The following is a 17,911-nucleotide window of genomic DNA, read 5'->3' as shown; positions in this document are numbered from 1 at the left end:
GCTAGACCTCTGGCATCTCGCAGCCGAGACGGCGGAGCGAGGCGTCGACCCAGCTACGATCGAGCGTACCGGCTTCGATCGCCGCCATTTGCTTGGTCTCGGCAGCCTGCTTGGCTTCGGCGGCCTCGATCACTGCTCGGCAATCGTCGATGGCGACGGCCAGCACGCCGTCGTCGTCGCCCAGCACCAAGTCGCCGGACTGGATTACCATGCCGCCGATCGCGATCGGTCCGTTGATCTCGCCCGGACCGTCCTTGTACGGACCGCGATGGGTGACACCCGCCGCGAAAACGGGAAGTGGGTTCGCCCGGATCGCAGCGGCATCGCGGATCGCGCCATGGATAACGATGCCGGCGACGCCGCGCCGGGCGGCCTGCGCGAGCATCATCTCGCCGAAGATTGCGTTGCTGAGGTCGCCGCCAGCATCGACCACGATGATGTCGCCGGCAACCGCGATGTCGAGCGCCTTGTGGACCATCAGATTGTCGCCGGGGCGCGTCTTCACGGTCAAAGCCGGACCGGCCATGCCGCCAACCGCATGCATCGGCCGAAGCGTGGCACCGCCCGCGGCCATGCGCGACATCACATCGCTGATATTGGCGACCGGAAGGGCGCGAGCCCGTTCGACCCATTCACCTGCGACAACACGCTTGCGGGAAAGGATCCTGAACCCTACGGCCATATCAACCCCATTGAAAATGGAACGCCGTTACGCATAGTGTAACGGTGACGAACCGAGGTCAACCGAAAATCGGCAGGACAGGGATTTTCGATGCCCAAGACGCAAGGGGTCGCCGCCGTGCAACGGGCGTTGGCGATCCTGGATACCTTCGCTGGAGCCGGGTCGCGCAGCTTGGCCGACATCGCCAAGATCACGGGCTTGGCGAAACCGACCGTGATGCGCTCGCTGGTGTCGCTGGATGAAGCCGGCTACGTCGTCCGCCTCAGCGACGGCCGCTACGCGCTCGGCGCAAAGACATTCCAGCTCGGCACCACCTATCGGGCCAATTTCAATCTCGAACAGCATGTGCTGCCGGTCCTTCAGCGGCTAAGCCAGGAGACGTTGGAGAGCAGTGCGTTCCACGTGCGTGAACGCGATAGCCGGCTCTGTCTGTTTCGGGTGGATTCGCCGCAGCTCGTGCGGGACGTCGCGCGGCCCACAAATCTCGCGCCACTCGATTTGACCTCGACGGGACAAGTGCTGCGGACGGCGCGCTGGGCAGACCGCACGGATGGCGGCGTGCAGGTCTTCGTCAGTTCCGGAATCTACGACGCTGTGACGGCCTCCCTCTCCACCGCCGTTTTCGGCCACGACGGAGCGCTGGTGGGCGCCATGACCGTGAGCGGCCCAATCGAACGCATCCGTCAGGCCGACCTCCAGGCGCTGGCGTCCCGGCTCACCGACGCCTCGTATCGGCTCTCTCTTGTGCTCGGCGCGCCATTGCCCCGCGAGGTCGGCGCGCCGCGGATCATCACTCTGCCATCGGCCGAAACAGGCTCTCCCTGACGCCGCCCCTGCGGAGGGTCTCGGCGTCTTTCTCGGGGGCGTTGTGGGTGGTCGGGCTTCCGCCCTCCTCGGAATCGAAGTGAAATTCTCTCGCTCGGGCAAATTTCTGCGAGGCGCGGCCGCCGCGTCCGACGATACGCGGTTTTGCCGAGGCGGTAAGGAATGCACACGTATGGAAGTGAGCTAGCCGGTTGCGCGTGGGGGAATGCCCTTTGCCGCAATCTCTGCCGATAGCTCTTCGATCGTCTTGCGCTGTTCCATGGCGGCTCTGCGGATCAACGCAAAAGCGGCGGGCTCGGCGAGCGCATGCGAGTGCATCACCTGAAGAACGGCGGCAAGCACGATGCGGCGGGATCGCAGACGCTGCTCCAGTTTGAAGATCTGCTGCTTCAAGTCGTTGGTGCGTTCGTTTCGCTCAAATGCCATGACGACTGCCGCATAGATGCCGGCCGAGCGTAGCGGCTTGACTAAGAACGACGCCGGATCGAGGTCGAAGACGAGCTTTAAGCGGCTCGGCGTCTCCGTGCCGAGCAGGGCGATGACCGGACAGCGCCCCAGGAACGGGGCTTCAAGTGGAAGCAGTTCATCGTCGATCAATGTCACGTCAGGCGCGAAGTCAATCGCCTCGCCGGGCGCCCATGCAGTGCTGTCGATCCCGAGACGTTCAAACTGGCGTCGCACGATCGATGCGTCGCGTTCGTCCTTGATGGCGACGAGTGCTTTGCGTCCGCGCAGCGAGAATGAAGACAGCTTGCTCATTTCACCACCCGCAAATGCGGCGCATTCGGCGATGTGCCGCCTCTTGAGGTCTCCCTGAAGGGGCTGGCGGCGACGTCGAGCTGCGTCAGGTAAGGATCAGGCTTAACGGGCGCGTCGGCTTCCCAGAAAATGTCAAACTGTCCCCGCGCATTAGAGACTGCCAGCCGCGGCGTAAGGACGCAATGATTGTTGCTGCCGTCGATCCAGACCGGTCCTTGCGGCGAATTGTAGCGATAACCGGCCGCGGCGCGCCTGACCTCGCCGATATCAGTCGTGCCGGCCCGCTGCAGCGCGCGGGCCAGCAGATAGACGGCGACGTAGGCGGATTGTCCGTCGACGGAGGGGCTACTATCCTCGCCGTAGCGCGCTTTCCAACGTGCGACGAATGCACGGTTCTCGGGCAGATTTATGCTCTCGAAATAAGCCGATGATGTAATGCAGCCCGCCGAGGCCGGTCCGACGATCGCGAGTTCCGGTTCGCACAAGCTGCAGCTCAACATCGGAATGTCGAGGCTGGCAGCTTCGGTGGCGGCGCGGAAGGCGCGGATGAAGTCGTAGCTCGAGCTTCCGACCAACGTGTTGAACACGATCGGCGGCCTGCGGCGGATGATCTCGTCGACGATATGCCCGACGGCGCCTTCGCCGAGCTCGAGCAGCCGTTCGGCCAGGATGTGGCCTTCTGCCGCGCTCACCAATTCGCGGGTGACGCGATTGGTCTCCCATGTCCAAATGTAGTTGGAGCCGACGCAGAAAATCTCGCGCGACAAATTGTCGAGCACGTAACGGACGAGTGGCAAGACGTTGTGATTGGGCGATGCTCCGACATAGATGACGTTGTCGGAGCACTCGAAGCCCTCGTAGCGCGCGGGATACCAAAGTAGACGATCGGTGCGCTCCACGATCGGTAAGACCTGCTTGCGCGATGCCGACGTATAGCAGCCGATGATGTGCTCGACGCCGACATTGCGGATGAGGTCGTCGCAGACCGTATGGTATTCGGAGATGATGCCGCGAGGATCGCGGATATGAGCGGCGATCGAGAAGTCGAACTCGGCTTGGTTGTTGATCTCGTCGACCGCCATCATGGCACTCTTGAGGATCTCGCGGCCCATGGCCTGATAAGGCCCGGACTGCGAACAGATGATACCAACGGGAACGGACGGCTTTGTCATGTATGGCTTTCGGCGACGCGACAGGAAATCATCATGACTGATGTTGGTGCAAGAGGGGATGCTGGTTTGCTGCGCATGCACATTGCGAAATTTGTGCAACTGGCCTCGTTGACAAGGTGCTACGCACATCCTTAGAATTTTGTACTACGGGCTTCCACTCGAACCCTGCGTGCGCTGATCTGGCCGATGACGTCCTGGTCTCTGCACAAAGTGCTTCGTTCGATTCCGGATCCGATGCGATAGATCATAGACGCGGCATTTGAGCCATTCGTCACCTCATTCGCGAGGGACGGGTGGCTTTTTTCGTTTTGCCGCTAAGAAAATTGGCGATGCATCCGCGTCGCCAAGCCGATGGCGCGCGCGACGATTGCCATGCCTGCGCTTGCGTCGGCCAAAACGTGGGGAGACGATGGCGATGACAGATCTTCATTATCTCGGGCTCGTCGAGGTCGGACAGCAGATTCAAGCCAAGAAGCTGTCGCCGGTCGAAGTTACCAAGGCGATGCTCGGGCGGATCGAACAGCTCGACGTAAAGCTCAAGAGCTACGCCTATCTGATGGCGGACTCGGCCCTGGCAGAAGCGGCCGCGGCCGAGAAGGAAATCTCATCGGGCAAGGTCAAGGGACCGCTGCATGGCGTTCCGGTTGCGGTCAAGGACCTCTGCTGGGCCAAGGGCGCACCAGCGGCGCACGGTATGACGATTCATCGCGATTTCCGCCCAGCCGAGGATGCGACCGTCGTCGCGCGGTTGAAGGATGCCGGCGCCATCATCCTCGGCAAGCTGCAGCAAACCGAGGGCGCCTACGCCGATCATCACCCGAAGATCGACCCACCGAAGAACCCGTGGAACGCGGATCTCTGGTCCGGTGCATCCTCGAGCGGCTCCGGCGTCGCTACCGCGGCGGGCCTCTGCTTCGGCTCGCTCGGCACCGACACGGGCGGATCGATCCGCTTTCCGTCCGCGGCTAATGGCGTCACCGGGCTCAAGCCGACCTGGGGACGCGTCAGCCGCTACGGCGCATTCGAACTTGCGGCGACGCTGGATCATATCGGCCCGATGGCAAGGAGCGCGGTCGATTGCGGCGCCATCCTCGGCGTGATCGCGGGTCAGGACCCCAAGGACACGACGTCGGTTCCGCTGCCCGTGCCTGACTATCTCGCCAGTTTGTCCGGCGACCTTCGCGGCGTGACGATCGGCGTCGACAGGCGCTGGACCAGCGAAGGCACCGATGGCGATGCGGCCAAGGTGTTGAGCGAGGGTCTGCGTGTAGCGGCCGATCTCGGTGCGAAGATCAGGGAGATCACGTTCCCCGATCCCAAGGCGGTCATCGACGACTGGTTCCCGCTCTGCGGCATCGAGGTCGCCGTCGCGCACGAGGACACCTATCCCGCGCGCAAGGACGAGTACGGCCCGGCACTCGCTGGCCTGCTCGATCTCGGTCGGCAGCAGTCCGGCATGGACTATCAGAAGATCGTGCTCCGGCGCGAAGCGTTTCGTGGCGCCGTCCGCCTTCTGTTCGAATCGGTCGATCTCCTCGCAGTGCCGGCCCAGGCATTCGCCGCCCCCACGCTCGCCAAGATGGCGTCGCTCGGCGAGGACGCCTCGCTGATCGCAGGCTTGCTTCGCTTCACATGCCCGTTCGACATGACGGGAAGCCCGACCGTGACGCTACCCGGCGGCTTCGCCGCGAATGGCGGTCCGGTTGGCCTCCAGTTCGTCGGTCGTCACTTCGATGAGGCCGGCCTCGTTCGCGCGGGCGATGCGTTCCAGCGCGTTACCGACTGGCACAAGCGTCATCCCGGGATCTGAGTTGAGGAGCCAATCGCATGTCCGCTGAAGACTGGTTGAAAAATTCCATCATGGCCAAGCGTGCGGTCGCCAAAGGCGCGACGGGCACGACGCATAGCCTGACGATCGAGCAGCAGGGCGGTTTCCACTACGTCTACGGTCCCTATGCCAAGCCGACCTTGTCGATCGACCCCGGCGGAGTGGTGGTTGTCGAGACAGAGGATGCGTTCGGCGGTGTGCTCACCAGCGAGAGCGACAGCCCCACCGCCAAATTGAACTTTCCTTATCTGAACCCGCAATGTGGACCGATCGCCGTGAAGGGCGCCAAGAAGGGCGATTGCCTTGCGGTCTACATCCGCGACGTCGAGACACGGGGTGAACAGCCGGCCGGTACGACCTGTATCATTCCGGAATTCGGCGGACTCGTCGGGACAAGCTCGACGGCGCTGCTCAATCCGCCGCTGCCGGAACGCGTGAAGAAGCTGCATGTCGACAGGAACGGCGTGCGCTGGAACGACAGGATTACGCTGCCCTACGAGCCGTTCATCGGTACCATTGGCGTCTCGCCGGAGATCGAGGCGATCTCCTCGCTGCAGCCGGATTACCACGGCGGCAACATGGATCTGCCCGACGTCGCCCCCGGCGCGATCATCTATTTCCCGGTGCACACCGATGGCGGGATGCTCTACGTCGGCGACTGCCATGCGACGCAAGGTGACGGCGAGCTCTCCGGCGTGGCGATGGAGCAGCGCGCGACTGTCACGCTGCAGGTCGACTTGATCAAGAACTGGAGCTTCGCCTGGCCCCGGCTCGAGACGAAGGACTTCATCATGACGATCGGAAGTGCGCGTCCGCTGGAAGACGCGGCGCGCATCGCCTATCGCGAGCTCGTGCGGTGGATGGCGGCCGATTACGGCTTCGACGAGATCGACGCCTACATGCTGCTCAGCCAGGCCGGCCGCATGCGGCTCGGCAACATGGTCGACCCCAAATACACGATGGGGGCATCGATCCTGAAGAATTACCTCAAGCCATGACATCCAGCCGCTTTCAGAAACAGGGGATATCACGATGAATTCGGGACGTAAGCTCGGAATGGTCTTGCTCGGCGCCATGCTCGGTACAGCGGCGGGGGTGAGTGTTGCTCGGGCGGCGGAACCGCCATTGAAAGTGGGTCTGCTCGAGGATGTGTCAGGCGACCTCGCCTTCATGGGTATGCCGAAGCTGCACGGCTCTCAGCTGGCTGTCGAGGAGATCAACAAGAGCGGCGGCATCCTGGGGCGACAGATCGAGTTGATTCACCTTGATCCGCAGGGCGACAACGCCCGCTATCAGGAGTTCGGCCGTCGACTGCTCAACCGCGACAAGGTCGACGTGCTGATCGGCGGCATTACTTCGGCCTCGCGCGAGGCACTGCGCCCGATCGTCGATCGCACCAGCACGCCGTACTTCTACACCAACCAGTACGAAGGCGGAGTTTGTGACGCCAGCATGATCAGCATGGGCGCGGTGCCCGAGCAGCAATTCTCGACGCTGATCCCGTGGATGGTCGAGAAGTTCGGCAAGAAGGTCTATGTTATTGCCGCCGATTACAATTTCGGTCAAATCTCGGCCGAGTGGAACCGCAAGATCATGAAGGATCTCGGCGGCGAGGTCGTAGGCGAGGAGTTCATTCCGCTCGGCGTGTCGCAGTTCGCACAGACGATCCAGAACATCCAGAAGGCGAAGCCGGATTGGTTGCTCACGATCAACGTCGGTGCCGCCCAGGATTCGTTCTTCGAGCAGGCGGCCGCGGCCAACCTCAACCTGCCGATGGGTTCGTCGATCAAGGTCATGCTCGGCTTCGAGCACAAGCGGTTCAAGCCGCCGGCGCTCAACAACATGCATGCGACCGCGAACTGGTTCGAGGAGATCGACACGCCGGAGGCTACCGAATTCAAGAAGCGCTGGCACGCGAAATTCCCTGACGAGCTCTACATCAACGACATGGGCTACAATGCCTATAATGCGCTCTACATGTACAAGGCGCTGGTCGAGAAGGCGAAGTCGATCAAGCTCGACGACATGCGCAAGGTCATCGCGACAGGCGATGCCTGCATCGATGCACCCGAAGGCAAGGTCTGCATCGATCCGAAGAGCCAGCACACCTCGCACCGCATGCGCCTGATCTCGGTCGGGCCGAAGCATGAAGTGAAGGTCGAGAAGGACTATGGGACGATCCAGCCTTACTGGCTTGGCGAGATCGGTTGCGATCTCACCAAGAAGAACGACAAGGACCAATACACGCCGAGCCATCTCCCGAAGAAATCGTGACGCCTGACGGGCGCGGATCTTGCTCGTGTTGAGAATTGCGTTCTTGAACAAGGCCGGCGCCGCAACGATGCGGCGCCGGGATCGGCAAAGGGACCAAGATGTCGGCTGAAATATTCTCGGTATTCTATCAGTTCGCCGACGTGTTCGCGTTCCTCATTCTCTCGGCCGCAGGTCTCGCCATCGTGTTCGGCATGATGGGCGTCATCAACATGGCGCATGGTGAATTCATCATGTGCGGCGCCTATGTTACAGTCGGCTTGGTGAATCTGGGCGTGCCGCTCGCGGTCGCCCAGATTCTGGCCGCGCTGACGGCCGGGCTCATCGGTGTCGCCGTCGAGTTCCTGATCGTGCGGCGCTTCTACAAACGGCCGCTGGATTCTCTGCTCGCCACTTGGGGGCTCAGCCTCATTGTGACGCAATCGCTGCTCCTGATTGTCGGCTCAGCCGTGCGGGGCATCGGAACGCCCGAAGGAAGCTTCGCGATCGGCGGCTATACGTTTTCGACCTATCGTCTGGTGCTGTTCTGTTGCGCGGTGGCCGTGCTGGGCGGTCTCTACATCGTCTTCATGAAGACGCGCTTTGGTGTGATCGCCCGGGCGACGATGCAGAACGCTGCGATGGCGAAGGCGCTGGGCGCGCGAACGGGCCGCATCTATTCGATCAGCTTCGGGATCGGCACCGGCCTCGCCGGACTTTGCGGGGCGCTCTACGCGCCAACGATGACGTTGATTCCGACCATGGGAGCGACCTTCGTGGTCGAAAGCTTCGTTACGGTCGTAATCGGAGGGGCGAACGTGCTGCTTGGAACGGCGCCGGCCGCGGTGTTCCTGGCGATCATTCGGATGGCGCTGAACGCAAGCTACGGTCAGATCATCGGACAGATTGGCATGCTGGTTGCTGTCATTCTGATCATTCGCGTGCTGCCCGAAGGGCTCTCCAGCGTGCTGGTTCGCCGTGGGCGCTAAAGGGAAACTTTGATGTTCAAGCTGCTCGAAGGCCCACAGACGCTCGGACGCGGACGGATCTTCTGGTCTTGCTTTCTTGTCGTGCTGGCAGGTGCGTTGAGCTATCCGCTGTTCGCGGACTCCTATGATGTCGGAAATTTCGCTTATTTTCTGATCTGGATCTTCATGGCGCTCGGCCTCTGCCTGATGTGGGGCTATGGCGGGATGCTGTCGTTCGGCCAGACCTTGTTCTTCGGCATCGCCGGTTACGGGTACGGCGTGCTTGCGATCAACATGGGCGGCGGCACCGCAACGATCGCCGCGCTCGCGCTGTCCGTTGTCCTGGCAATGATGGCGGCGGGCATCCTCGGCTACTTCATGATCTGGGGTGGCATCAACGGCATCTTCTTCGGGATCGTGACGCTGTCTGCGACGCTGGTGCTTGCCTTCTTCCTCGGCCAGACGGCGGGGCCGGAATGGCACATCGGCCCGGCGCGGCTGAATGGCTTCAACGGCATGAAGGGCATGGACCCGCTGGCCGTCGGCGACTTCTATATCGAGGGATCGGCGCTCTACTACGTCATGATCGCGCTGATCGTGGTCGTCTATCTCGCGTTGCGCATGCTGGTGAATTCGGGGATCGGCAACGTCATCGTGGCGACGCGCGAAAACCCGCAGCGCGCCGAGATGCTGGGTTACGACGTTCGGAAATACCAGCTGCTGACCTTCGTGATCGGCAGCGGCCTCGCAGGCCTCAGCGGTGCGCTGTACACGTCCTGGGGACAGTTCATCACGCCGTCCAGCATCGGTCTGCCGGCGGCAGCGATGCCGATCGTGTGGGTGGCTTTCTCCGGACGGAGCGATCTGACCGCAACTCTGGTCGGATCGTTCCTGCTGCTGTTCGGCTTTCAGACCATCACGGTCTACAGCCAGCAGGCAGCGCTGGTGCTGATGGGGGCGCTGCTCCTTGCCACAGTGATGCTGGCGCCGCAGGGTTTTGTGCTCGGCATCGGCAAGCTTGCTGCCGACTGGTGGAGCGGGCGTCGGCGGCGCGATGATAGCCCCGTCATGGCGGAGGCTGGTCGCTTGCAGTCGGAAGAGTCCTGATCATGGCGCTGGTCGAAGTCAAAGGCGTATCCAAGCGTTTTGGCGGATTGACCGCAGTCTCGGACGTCGACCTCACGGTCAACGCCGGCGAGGTCCACTGCCTGATCGGACCCAACGGCGCCGGCAAGAGTACATTGTTCAAGCTGATCGTGGGTCTCTACCCGCCGAGCCAGGGCAGCATCCTGTTCGATGCCGTCGACATCACCAAGGAGCGTCCCTACGCACGCGTGCAGCGGGGCATGAGCATCAAGATGCAGGCTCCGAGCGTGTTCAAGGAACTGCCGGTCCTGCAGAACATCCAGATCGCGCTCCAGGAGCGACTGTCCGGCGCGGAACGCATCGCCGAGGAGGGTCGCCTGCTGGCACTGCTCAACCTCGAGCCGGACAGCGAGAAGCTCGCGGGTGCGCTATCGCATGGCCAGCAGCAATGGCTCGAGATCGGGATGGCGCTGGCGCTGAAGCCTCAGCTCCTGCTGCTGGATGAGCCGACCGCCGGCATGTCGCCGGAGGAAACGTTCAAGACCGGCGAACTGATCAAGTCGTTCAATGCCGAGGGCATGACGGTGCTTGTCGTCGAGCATGACATGGCTTTCGTGCGCCAGGTCGCCCAGCGCGTCACGGTGCTGCATCTCGGCAAGATTTTTGCGCGCGGCAATCTCGAAACCATTTTGCAGGACGAAAACGTCGCGGAAATTTACCTCGGTAAGACCCATGCTCACTAAACCCACGCCCACCGACCGGATTCTTGAAGTATCGGAATTATGGGCGGGATACGGTGCGACGCCAATCCTGCAGGGTGTCACCATGTCGGTCTCGCGCGGCGAGATCGTCGGCGTGATCGGCCGTAACGGTGTCGGCAAGTCGACCCTGATGCGGTGCCTGATCGGCCTGCTGCAAACCTGGCGCGGCACGATCAGCTTCATGGAGCAGGACGTCACAAAGCTCGAAGCCGACGCGCGGGCGAGGGCGGGCTTCGGATACATCCCGCAAGGGCGGGATGTCTTTCCGCAGATGACCGTCGAGGAAAACCTCCAGGTCGGCGAGTTGATCGGCGGTCCCGACGGCAAGAAGCTGCCGGAGCTTGTCTATGAGTATTTTCCGCGGCTGAAAGAACGCCGGCGGCAGGCCGCAGGCACCATGTCGGGCGGCGAGCAGCAGCAACTCGCCATAGGCCGCGCGCTGATCGGCAATCCGTCCTTGATGATCCTGGACGAGCCGTCCGAGGGCATCCAGCCCTCGATCGTTCAGCACATCTGCGAGGCGCTGAGATCGTTCCGGAACGAGCTCGGCACCACGATCATCTTCGTGGAGCAAAATCTCGACACGATCCTGGCGATCGCCGAGCGCTGTTACATCATGGAGAAGGGCAAGATCACGCAGTCGCTGGCGGGTGGCGAGGTCAACGAGGACAATGTCCGCGAGCAGCTCCTGCTCTGAACGGCCGCATGGCATGTTTTCAAGTCGTCAATAGGGAGGGAATGGACATGGATCTGGGACTCAAGGGAGCAAAGGTTCTCGTCACCGGCAGCACCAAGGGCATCGGCAGGGCGATCGCCGACACCTTCGCGGCCGAAGGTGCTAATGTCGGCATCTGTGCGCGTAACCAGTCGGATGTCGACAGCGCAGTCACTGCGATCGAGGCGAAGGGCGTTGCTGCGTTTGGCAGTTCGGTCGATGTCTCCAATGGCCCGGCGCTCAAGGCCTGGGTGGAGGATATGGCGTCCAAGCTCGGCGGCATCGACATTGTCGTCGCCAATGTCAGCGCGTTGTCGATCGGGCAGGACGAAGAGAGCTGGGAGAAGGAGTTCTCCACCGACATGATGGGCACCGTGCGGCTGGTCAACGCGGCGATGCCGTATCTGGAGAAGAGCAAGGCCGCCGCGATCGTCACCATTTCCAGCGTGTCGGGCCGCGAAGTCGATTTCGCCAGCGGCCCCTACGGCACGTTCAAGGCCGCGATCATTCACTACACGCAGGGGCTCGCCTTTCAGCTTGCCGGCAAAGGCATCCGCGCAAATTCGGTGTCGCCGGGCAACACCTATTTCGAGGGCGGTGTCTGGAATCAGATCAAGGACGGCAATCCCGAGCTGTACAAGACCGCGCTTGCGCTCAACCCGACCGGCCGCATGGGCACGCCGCAGGAAATGGCGAACGGTGCGGTGTTCCTTGCCAGCAAGGCCGCGAGCTTCATTACGGGGACCAACCTCGTGGTTGATGGTGCCCTCACGCGCGGGGTGCAGTTCTAGGCGCTTATTGAGCAGCGCAGTCACGAGACCGGGCCGTCTGCGGCGCCGGTGGGCGAAGCCGTTTCCGACAACAGCAGGGCTGTCAGATGTCAGCAGATCCAATCCACTACAAATCGATCACCGAACTTTCCGAGCTGTTTCGCCGGGGTGAACTTCTGCCCTCGAAAGTGACCGAGGCAATGCTGAGCCGGATCGCGAAGCTCGATAGCAAGTTTCACGGTTATGCCTTGGTGCTTGCCGAGCGGGCCTTGGCGCAGGCGAAGCGCTGTGACGCCGAGCTTGCCAAAGGCATCTGGCGCGGGCCGCTGCACGGCGTGCCGATCGGACTGAAGGATCTCTGCTACACCACCTTCGCGCCGACCGCCGGCGGCACGACAATCCATGCCCGGTTCGTACCCTCCTTCAACGCGACGATCGTGGACCGGCTCGAGCACGCCGGCGCCGTCACGCTCGGCAAGCTAAAAATGACCGAGGGCGCGTATACAAGCCATCATCCCGACGACCAGGCGCCGCTCAATCCCTGGGGGACCGACTACTGGGTCGGCTCCTCCTCAAGCGGATCGGGCGTGGCCACTTCGGCGGGACTTTGCTTTGGCTCGATCGGCAGCGACACCGGCGGCTCGATCCGGTTTCCGTCGGCGACGTGCGGGCTGACCGGGATCAAGCCGACCTGGGGACGTGTGAGCCGCCACGGCGTCTTCCCGCTGGCTGACTCTCTCGACCATGTCGGGCCGATGTGTCGGAGCGCGGCCGATGCCGCGGCCATCCTCGGCGTCATCGCGGGCGCAGATGTCAATGATCCGACCGCCCTTCAGGCGCCGGTGCCGAACTATCTTGCTAACATTGGGGACGGCATACGCGGTCTCAGAATCGGAGTGGACCGCAGATATACCCAAGAGGGGATCGATCCGCAGGTGGTCGCCGCCTTGCTGGAAGCTGAGCGCACGCTTGCGCACCTCGGCGCCGATATTCGTGAGGTCACGTTCCCAGCTTACCAGAAGCTCGTAAGCATGTGGATTCCGATGTGCTCCATCGAGACTGCAGAGGCGCATCTCGAGACCTATCCGTCGCGGAGGTCGGAATACGGTCCCGATCTGGCGCAGCTGATCGAGCAGGGCAGATCGATCAGCGGCGTCGAGATCGCTCAGATCCATCATGAGCGGTTGAAGTTCTGCGGCAGCCTCGCGGCGCTGTTCGGCGATATTGACCTGCTCCTGATTCCGACCATGCCCGTGCCGATTCCAACGCTGACCAGGATGGGCGAATACGGCGCCGATCCGAACGTGCTGCTCAGCATCCTGCGCTTCACGGCGGTGTTCGACTTCTCGGGCAGCCCGACCATCACGCTGCCGAACGGCATCGCGGCGGACGGGTTGCCGCTCAGCATGCAGCTCGTCGGCCCGCATCTGTCCGAGGACATGCTTGCCCGCGCCGGGTATGCTTTCCAATCAGTGACAGATTGGCACACGCGACGCGCCCTTGGCGAATGAAGATCTTCGGAATTCTAGGGTGCCTATCCGAAAATCAATCATGGGTCGAGTTCAGAGCGGGGAGACACCGAGCACGTCGAAACGAAAAATCGTCGGCGGAACTGATGGGCAAGTGCAATGGAAGTGGACTGATGAAAAGTACCCAAGGGGGTCAGTTGCCAGCCGGCGGTCGCCGAGAGGGCCCGCGCGTGCGCGATCAGCGCCGTTGCTCGTGCAGGGGCGCGACGAGTAGTGAAATTCACGTAGCGTTCTATAGTAATCCCGCGCGGCGGGAATGACGCGACGAGCACGACGTATCGCAGGCATTATCATCCACCGGATTGGAGCGAAGTGTCGCGCGCGGTGTGCTTGGCTAAGGCCGCCTCATCGCCATGGCTGTCACGCGTCGCCTATGCATCTACCTTTCAGTCGGCACACGCTTGCGCTGATCGATCGCGGGGCCTGCCTCCTCTAGCTTTGATGATCGGATGCTTGCCGCCATGACCGGATGGAGCGCGTCGTGAAGCTTTGGCCCGTTCCTGATGTTGAACAGATCCGCGCTGGGAAAGCCGGCTGTCTGTACTGACGTTCGCAACCGCACAAATCGAGATAGGGCCAGGGCTAGATCGGGCCCCGCGACGTGATCCGCCATTGACAGGTCGGCGGAGATGATAGAATTATAACAGGATAAGTTGCAAAAATAACAACATGTCACCATCGTACCAGCGTCTTGCGGGGCGACGGGAGGAAAGTTTGGAACTGTCCGGTTCGGTTGCAGCAGAACCTCGGCCATCGACCTCGCTTGTGATGGTCAGTGGCATCAACAAGCGCTTTGGCGGCGTGCGAGCGCTGCGTGACGTCAACCTCGAGGTTCGCGCCGGCGAGGTCCATGCGCTACTGGGCGAGAACGGCGCGGGAAAATCTACCCTGATCAAGATTCTCAGCGGTGTACATGCCCTCGACAGCGGCACGATCGAGATCGCCGGCAGGCCGGTAGAATTCGACAGCCCGGCGAAGTCGCGCGAGGCGGGGATCGCTGTCGTTTATCAGGATCTTAGCCTCGTCGAATCCTTGAGCGTTGCGGACAATCTGTTGCTCGGCCGTGAGCCGCGTGCGCGTTTCGGCTTCGTCCGGCAGCGCGCGCTGATGGCCAGGGCCGAGGCGTTCCTGAACGAGCTCGGCATTCCCCTGGATACGAGAGCGGCTGTCGGCTCGCTGCCTTTCGCCTATCGCCAGATGACGGAGATCGCCAAGGCGCTGATGGGCGAGGTCCGGCTTCTGATCCTCGATGAGCCGACCTCCTCGCTGACATCGGATGAGGTCCGGATCCTGTTCGATGCGATCGGGAAGGCGACGCGCCGCGGAGTCGGCGTGATCTATGTGACCCATCGGCTCAATGAGGTGTTCGAGATCTCGCAGCGCGTCACGGTGCTGCGCGATGGCGCTAACGCAGGCACGTTTGTCACCGCCGAGACCGACATGAAGCGGCTGGTGAACGCGATCGTCGGAACCGATCGATCGGCACCCACGGGCCCGCGCATCGAACCTGCCGCGAAGCGTGAATTGGATCCGTCGCCGCTTCTGTCGCTGTTCGATGTGTCCAACGACCGGCTTCGCGCCGTCGATCTGTCCGTGCTGAAGGGCGAGATCCACGGCCTCGCCGGATTGATCGGCAGCGGCCGCACGGAGATTTTGGAGACAGTGTTTGGCCTCCGGCCGCTCGAGAGCGGCGCAATTGAGATCGAGGGCCGGCGATGGCTGCCGAGAGGGCCTGCCGATGCGATCGAGCAGGGCATCGCGCTGGTGCCGGAAGACCGGCATGTGCAGGGTCTGGTCCTGGACCATTCGATCGAGCGAAACGTCACCTTGCCGCGAATTCCCCATTTCTCGCGCTGGGGCTGGATGCAGCAACGCGCCGCCGCCAGGCGTGCGGAAACCGCGGTCGCCAGGCTTTCGGTGAAAGCGCCGGGCGCGTTCAGCCTCGTCAGGACGCTCTCCGGCGGCAACCAGCAAAAGGTCGTGTTCGGAAAATGGAATGATCCGCGGCCGCGCGTGCTGCTCCTGGATGAACCGACGGTCGGCGTTGACGTGGGCGCACGCGAGGAAATCTATGCCGTGATCCGGAATGCCGTCCGCGACGGCAGCGGGGTCCTGGTCGTCTCGTCCGATCTCGTCGAATTGATCGAGCTCTGCGACCGCATCTCCGTGATCGTCAACGGGCGTGTGGCTCGTACGCTGTCGCGCGGCGAGATCGATGACGCCGAAGAGCTGCATCATCTCCTCCAGATGTACCAGGCCTCCGGGCCAGGTCACTTGCAAGAGCTTCCCGCATGACCGAACTGACTGCTCCCAACGTGGTCGCCTCGTCGACCCGATCTGATCGTCGCCGCAAGATTCTCCAGAATTTGCTGCGGGGCGAGCGGCCGTACATGCTGTACATCGCCTTCGTGATCTTGCTGGTCGTGTTCAGCCTGTCTTCGCCCTGGTTTCTCTCGGTCGACAATTTCCTGAATATCGGGCGCCAGACCACGCTGGTGTCGATCATCGCAGTCGGCATGACCTTCATTATCATTGCGCGTCAGATCGATCTGTCGGTTGCCTCGACGCTGGCACTGTCGGGCATGGCGGCCGCTCTCGCGATGAGCCAGATCAACAACAACTGGATCGTGGGTGCCGTGGCCGGGCTCGGCACCGGTGCGCTGGTCGGTCTGCTCAATGGCATCCTGACCACGCAGCTATCGATCCCGTCGTTCCTGGTTACGCTGGGTTCACTGAGCATGGCGCGGGGACTGGCGATGATGGTGACCAACACCAAGCCGGTGATCATCACCAACGAGACCTATTTCGCGATATTTGGCGAAGGCACGTTCCTCGGCATACCAGTTCCGATCGCCTGGACATTGGCGGCGATGATCGTCGGCATCCTGCTGCTGCACTATAACGTGTTCGGCCGGCGCATCTACGCGGTCGGCGGCAACCCGACCGCGGCGCTCTATTCCGGCATCAACACCAAACGGATCACGACTGCGGCCTTTGTCCTGACCGGCACGCTGGCCGGATTGGCGGCGCTGGTGCTGTCGGCGCGTTCACATGCTGCGCGGCCAGATGTCGTGCAGGGCATGGAGCTCGACGTCATCGCCGCGGTGATCCTCGGCGGCTGCAGCCTGTTCGGCGGGCGCGGCTACATCCTGGGGACGCTGTTCGGCAGCTTGATCATTGGCACGCTCAATAACGGCCTTGTTCTGCTCGGCGTGAGCTCGCCGATGCAACTCGTGATCAAGGGCGCGATCATCGTTGCCGCGGTTGCTTTCACGAAACGCTAGTCGAAGGCGCGGCGCATGAACAACAAGTTCATTGCGCTGCGTGGGTAGGGGCAAGGTCGCTGGCCCTCCGGTGAATCGGCGACCAAAAAATGGAGGAAACAATGAAGCCAATCTTGCGACAAACCTTGCCTTTGACTGCGTTGGTGGCCGCTGCCGCCCTCTCGATGATCCCGTCGGCTCGCGGCGAAGTGCCCGCGACCTGTGTCAAGGGTGTCGATCTCGCGAAGCTCGGGCCGAAGTCGATCGTCGGCCAGGGACCCCACGGCGAAAAGGCGGCTTCCCCCGAGGTGCTCGCGCTGTCGGAGGCCGACGCCGCCAAGATCAAGGAGAAGAACTTCAAAGTCGGCATCTCCATGCAGACGGTCAACCTCGACTGGTCGCAGCTCCAGATCCAGGGCATCACCGATACGCTGAAGAAGTACGGCGTGACGGTGACAGGCGTCGCGTCCGCCGAATATCAGGTGGACAAGCAGATTGCCGATATCGAGAATACGATCCAGCAGCATCCGGACGGCATCATATCGATTCCGGTCGATTTCACCGCGACCGCGCCGACCTACAAGAAGATCGCCAAGGCCGGCATCAAGCTCGTGCTGATGGACAGCATCCCGACTGGTCTGAAGCATCCCGAGGAATATGCGACGATGGTCTCGGCCGATAGCCAGGGCAATGGCCAGATCGCGGCACAGATCCTGGCATCCTGCGTGGCGCAGGGCGGCACCATCGGTCTCGTCAATTTCGGCGTCGACTATTTCAGCACCAACGAGCGCACCAAGGGCGTGCGGGAGTGGATGAAAGCAAACCGGCCCGACATCAAGATGAAGCAGGTCGACTTCACCGATCCGCCGAAGGTCTCGCAGATCGCGGGCGACTTCCTGACCGGCAATCCCGACGTCAAGGGACTGTACGCGGTGTGGGATCAGCCGGCGCTCGACACGCTGAGCTCGATGCGGGCTCAGGGCATCGATATTCCCATGACGACGGTCGACCTCGGTCTGCAATCGGCGATCGAGATTGCCAAGGGCGGGCCGCTGAAGGCGACCGGCTCGCAGCGTCCCTACGACCAGGGCGTCGCCGAGGCGATGGCGATGATGAACGCGCTGCTGGGTAAGGAAACGCCTGGCTGGATCGGTGTGCAGTCGCTGCCGGTGACGCAGTCGAATGTGCTGGAGTCCTACAAGACCGTATTCAAGAAGGACCCGCCGGCCGAGCTGACGGATGCCTGCAAAAAGGCGAAGCCCGCCTGCAACTAGCCTGAAACAGCGATGTGTGATCCACCGAG

The 17,911-nt window shown here is 62.3% G+C and carries 16 protein-coding genes; 13 read left to right on the top strand and 3 right to left on the bottom strand.

What is annotated here, in order from left to right; genetic code table 11:
- Nucleotide 1 precedes the first annotated feature (1 nt).
- Nucleotides 2-682 (bottom strand): RraA family protein, encoded by a 681-nt coding sequence (locus ACKWRH_RS30015; protein WP_445216447.1) that lies wholly within the window; start codon nt 680-682, stop codon nt 2-4.
- A gap of 90 nt (nt 683-772) precedes the next feature.
- On the opposite strand from ACKWRH_RS30015, the gene ACKWRH_RS30010 reads away from it, so the two are divergent.
- The gene (locus ACKWRH_RS30010) at nt 773-1,507 is read left to right on the top strand and encodes an IclR family transcriptional regulator (RefSeq protein ID WP_445216446.1); all 735 of its coding nucleotides are present in this window, start codon (nt 773-775) and stop codon (nt 1,505-1,507) included.
- A 183-nt stretch (nt 1,508-1,690) separates the two neighbouring features.
- Here the strand turns inward: ACKWRH_RS30010 and ACKWRH_RS30005 are convergent, their stop codons facing one another.
- Nucleotides 1,691-2,266, bottom strand: a complete 576-nt coding sequence (locus ACKWRH_RS30005; protein WP_445216445.1) for an ANTAR domain-containing response regulator — start codon at nt 2,264-2,266, stop codon at nt 1,691-1,693.
- Entirely contained in the window at nt 2,263-3,438 is a 1,176-nt protein-coding gene (locus ACKWRH_RS30000; RefSeq protein WP_445216444.1) for a transporter substrate-binding domain-containing protein, read from the bottom strand. The genes ACKWRH_RS30005 and ACKWRH_RS30000 overlap by 4 nt, the downstream gene beginning before the upstream one ends.
- A gap of 409 nt (nt 3,439-3,847) precedes the next feature.
- On the opposite strand from ACKWRH_RS30000, the gene ACKWRH_RS29995 reads away from it, so the two are divergent.
- From ACKWRH_RS29995 to ACKWRH_RS29940, 12 genes are all read left to right on the top strand, one after another.
- A complete protein-coding gene (locus ACKWRH_RS29995; protein WP_445216443.1) occupies nt 3,848-5,248 on the top strand; it encodes an amidase in 1,401 nt (466 codons plus the stop codon).
- A 17-nt stretch (nt 5,249-5,265) separates the two neighbouring features.
- On the top strand, nt 5,266-6,264 hold the full coding sequence (locus tag ACKWRH_RS29990; protein ID WP_445216442.1) for an acetamidase/formamidase family protein: 999 nt from the start codon (nt 5,266-5,268) through the stop codon (nt 6,262-6,264).
- A gap of 34 nt (nt 6,265-6,298) precedes the next feature.
- Nucleotides 6,299-7,540 carry an urea ABC transporter substrate-binding protein gene (locus tag ACKWRH_RS29985; RefSeq protein WP_071912298.1) on the top strand — a complete coding sequence of 414 codons (1,242 nt, stop codon included), beginning with the start codon at nt 6,299-6,301 and terminating at the stop codon, nt 7,538-7,540.
- A gap of 98 nt (nt 7,541-7,638) precedes the next feature.
- Nucleotides 7,639-8,505: an ABC transporter permease subunit gene (locus ACKWRH_RS29980; RefSeq protein ID WP_445216441.1), complete on the top strand. Its 867-nt coding sequence runs from the start codon at nt 7,639-7,641 to the stop codon at nt 8,503-8,505.
- 12 nt (nt 8,506-8,517) lie between these two features.
- Nucleotides 8,518-9,591, top strand: a complete 1,074-nt coding sequence (locus ACKWRH_RS29975; protein WP_445216440.1) for a branched-chain amino acid ABC transporter permease — start codon at nt 8,518-8,520, stop codon at nt 9,589-9,591.
- Nucleotides 9,592-9,593: 2 nt separating this feature from the next.
- Entirely contained in the window at nt 9,594-10,313 is a 720-nt protein-coding gene (locus ACKWRH_RS29970; protein ID WP_445216439.1) for an ABC transporter ATP-binding protein, read from the top strand.
- Nucleotides 10,303-11,028: an ABC transporter ATP-binding protein gene (locus ACKWRH_RS29965; RefSeq protein WP_445216438.1), complete on the top strand. Its 726-nt coding sequence runs from the start codon at nt 10,303-10,305 to the stop codon at nt 11,026-11,028. Before ACKWRH_RS29970 ends, ACKWRH_RS29965 begins: the two co-directional genes overlap by 11 nt.
- 47 nt (nt 11,029-11,075) lie before the next feature.
- Nucleotides 11,076-11,837, top strand: coding sequence for an SDR family NAD(P)-dependent oxidoreductase (locus tag ACKWRH_RS29960; protein WP_445216437.1), 762 nt, complete (start codon nt 11,076-11,078; stop codon nt 11,835-11,837).
- An 86-nt stretch (nt 11,838-11,923) separates the two neighbouring features.
- The gene (locus ACKWRH_RS29955; protein ID WP_445216436.1) at nt 11,924-13,327 is read left to right on the top strand and encodes an amidase; all 1,404 of its coding nucleotides are present in this window, start codon (nt 11,924-11,926) and stop codon (nt 13,325-13,327) included.
- Nucleotides 13,328-14,059: 732 nt separating this feature from the next.
- Entirely contained in the window at nt 14,060-15,640 is a 1,581-nt protein-coding gene (locus tag ACKWRH_RS29950; RefSeq protein ID WP_445216435.1) for a sugar ABC transporter ATP-binding protein, read from the top strand.
- Nucleotides 15,637-16,629: an ABC transporter permease gene (locus ACKWRH_RS29945; RefSeq protein WP_445216434.1), complete on the top strand. Its 993-nt coding sequence runs from the start codon at nt 15,637-15,639 to the stop codon at nt 16,627-16,629. The genes ACKWRH_RS29950 and ACKWRH_RS29945 overlap by 4 nt, the downstream gene beginning before the upstream one ends.
- A 101-nt stretch (nt 16,630-16,730) precedes the next feature.
- Nucleotides 16,731-17,882 (top strand): substrate-binding domain-containing protein, encoded by a 1,152-nt coding sequence (locus tag ACKWRH_RS29940; RefSeq protein WP_445216433.1) that lies wholly within the window; start codon nt 16,731-16,733, stop codon nt 17,880-17,882.
- Nucleotides 17,883-17,911 lie beyond the last annotated feature (29 nt).

The organism is Bradyrhizobium sp. Pa8, from assembly GCF_052588265.1.
This window is presented reverse-complemented; position numbering and strand designations above follow the sequence as displayed.

Bases quoted from the DNA above. Each gene is read 5' to 3' on its own strand.
- ACKWRH_RS29965 (WP_445216438.1), top strand. From the start codon at position 10,303: ATGCTCACTAAACCCACGCCCACCGACCGGATTCTTGAAGTATCGGAA.
- ACKWRH_RS29990 (WP_445216442.1), top strand. From the start codon at position 5,266: ATGTCCGCTGAAGACTGGTTGAAAAATTCCATCATGGCCAAGCGTGCG.
- ACKWRH_RS30010 (WP_445216446.1), top strand. From the start codon at position 773: ATGCCCAAGACGCAAGGGGTCGCCGCCGTGCAACGGGCGTTGGCGATC.
- ACKWRH_RS30015 (WP_445216447.1), bottom strand. From the start codon at position 682: ATGGCCGTAGGGTTCAGGATCCTTTCCCGCAAGCGTGTTGTCGCAGGT.
- ACKWRH_RS29945 (WP_445216434.1), top strand. From the start codon at position 15,637: ATGACCGAACTGACTGCTCCCAACGTGGTCGCCTCGTCGACCCGATCT.
- ACKWRH_RS29940 (WP_445216433.1), top strand. From the start codon at position 16,731: ATGAAGCCAATCTTGCGACAAACCTTGCCTTTGACTGCGTTGGTGGCC.
- ACKWRH_RS29980 (WP_445216441.1), top strand. From the start codon at position 7,639: ATGTCGGCTGAAATATTCTCGGTATTCTATCAGTTCGCCGACGTGTTC.
- ACKWRH_RS29960 (WP_445216437.1), top strand. From the start codon at position 11,076: ATGGATCTGGGACTCAAGGGAGCAAAGGTTCTCGTCACCGGCAGCACC.
- ACKWRH_RS29970 (WP_445216439.1), top strand. From the start codon at position 9,594: ATGGCGCTGGTCGAAGTCAAAGGCGTATCCAAGCGTTTTGGCGGATTG.
- ACKWRH_RS29995 (WP_445216443.1), top strand. From the start codon at position 3,848: ATGGCGATGACAGATCTTCATTATCTCGGGCTCGTCGAGGTCGGACAG.
- ACKWRH_RS30000 (WP_445216444.1), bottom strand. From the start codon at position 3,438: ATGACAAAGCCGTCCGTTCCCGTTGGTATCATCTGTTCGCAGTCCGGG.
- ACKWRH_RS29955 (WP_445216436.1), top strand. From the start codon at position 11,924: ATGTCAGCAGATCCAATCCACTACAAATCGATCACCGAACTTTCCGAG.
- ACKWRH_RS29985 (WP_071912298.1), top strand. From the start codon at position 6,299: ATGAATTCGGGACGTAAGCTCGGAATGGTCTTGCTCGGCGCCATGCTC.
- ACKWRH_RS30005 (WP_445216445.1), bottom strand. From the start codon at position 2,266: ATGAGCAAGCTGTCTTCATTCTCGCTGCGCGGACGCAAAGCACTCGTC.
- ACKWRH_RS29975 (WP_445216440.1), top strand. From the start codon at position 8,518: ATGTTCAAGCTGCTCGAAGGCCCACAGACGCTCGGACGCGGACGGATC.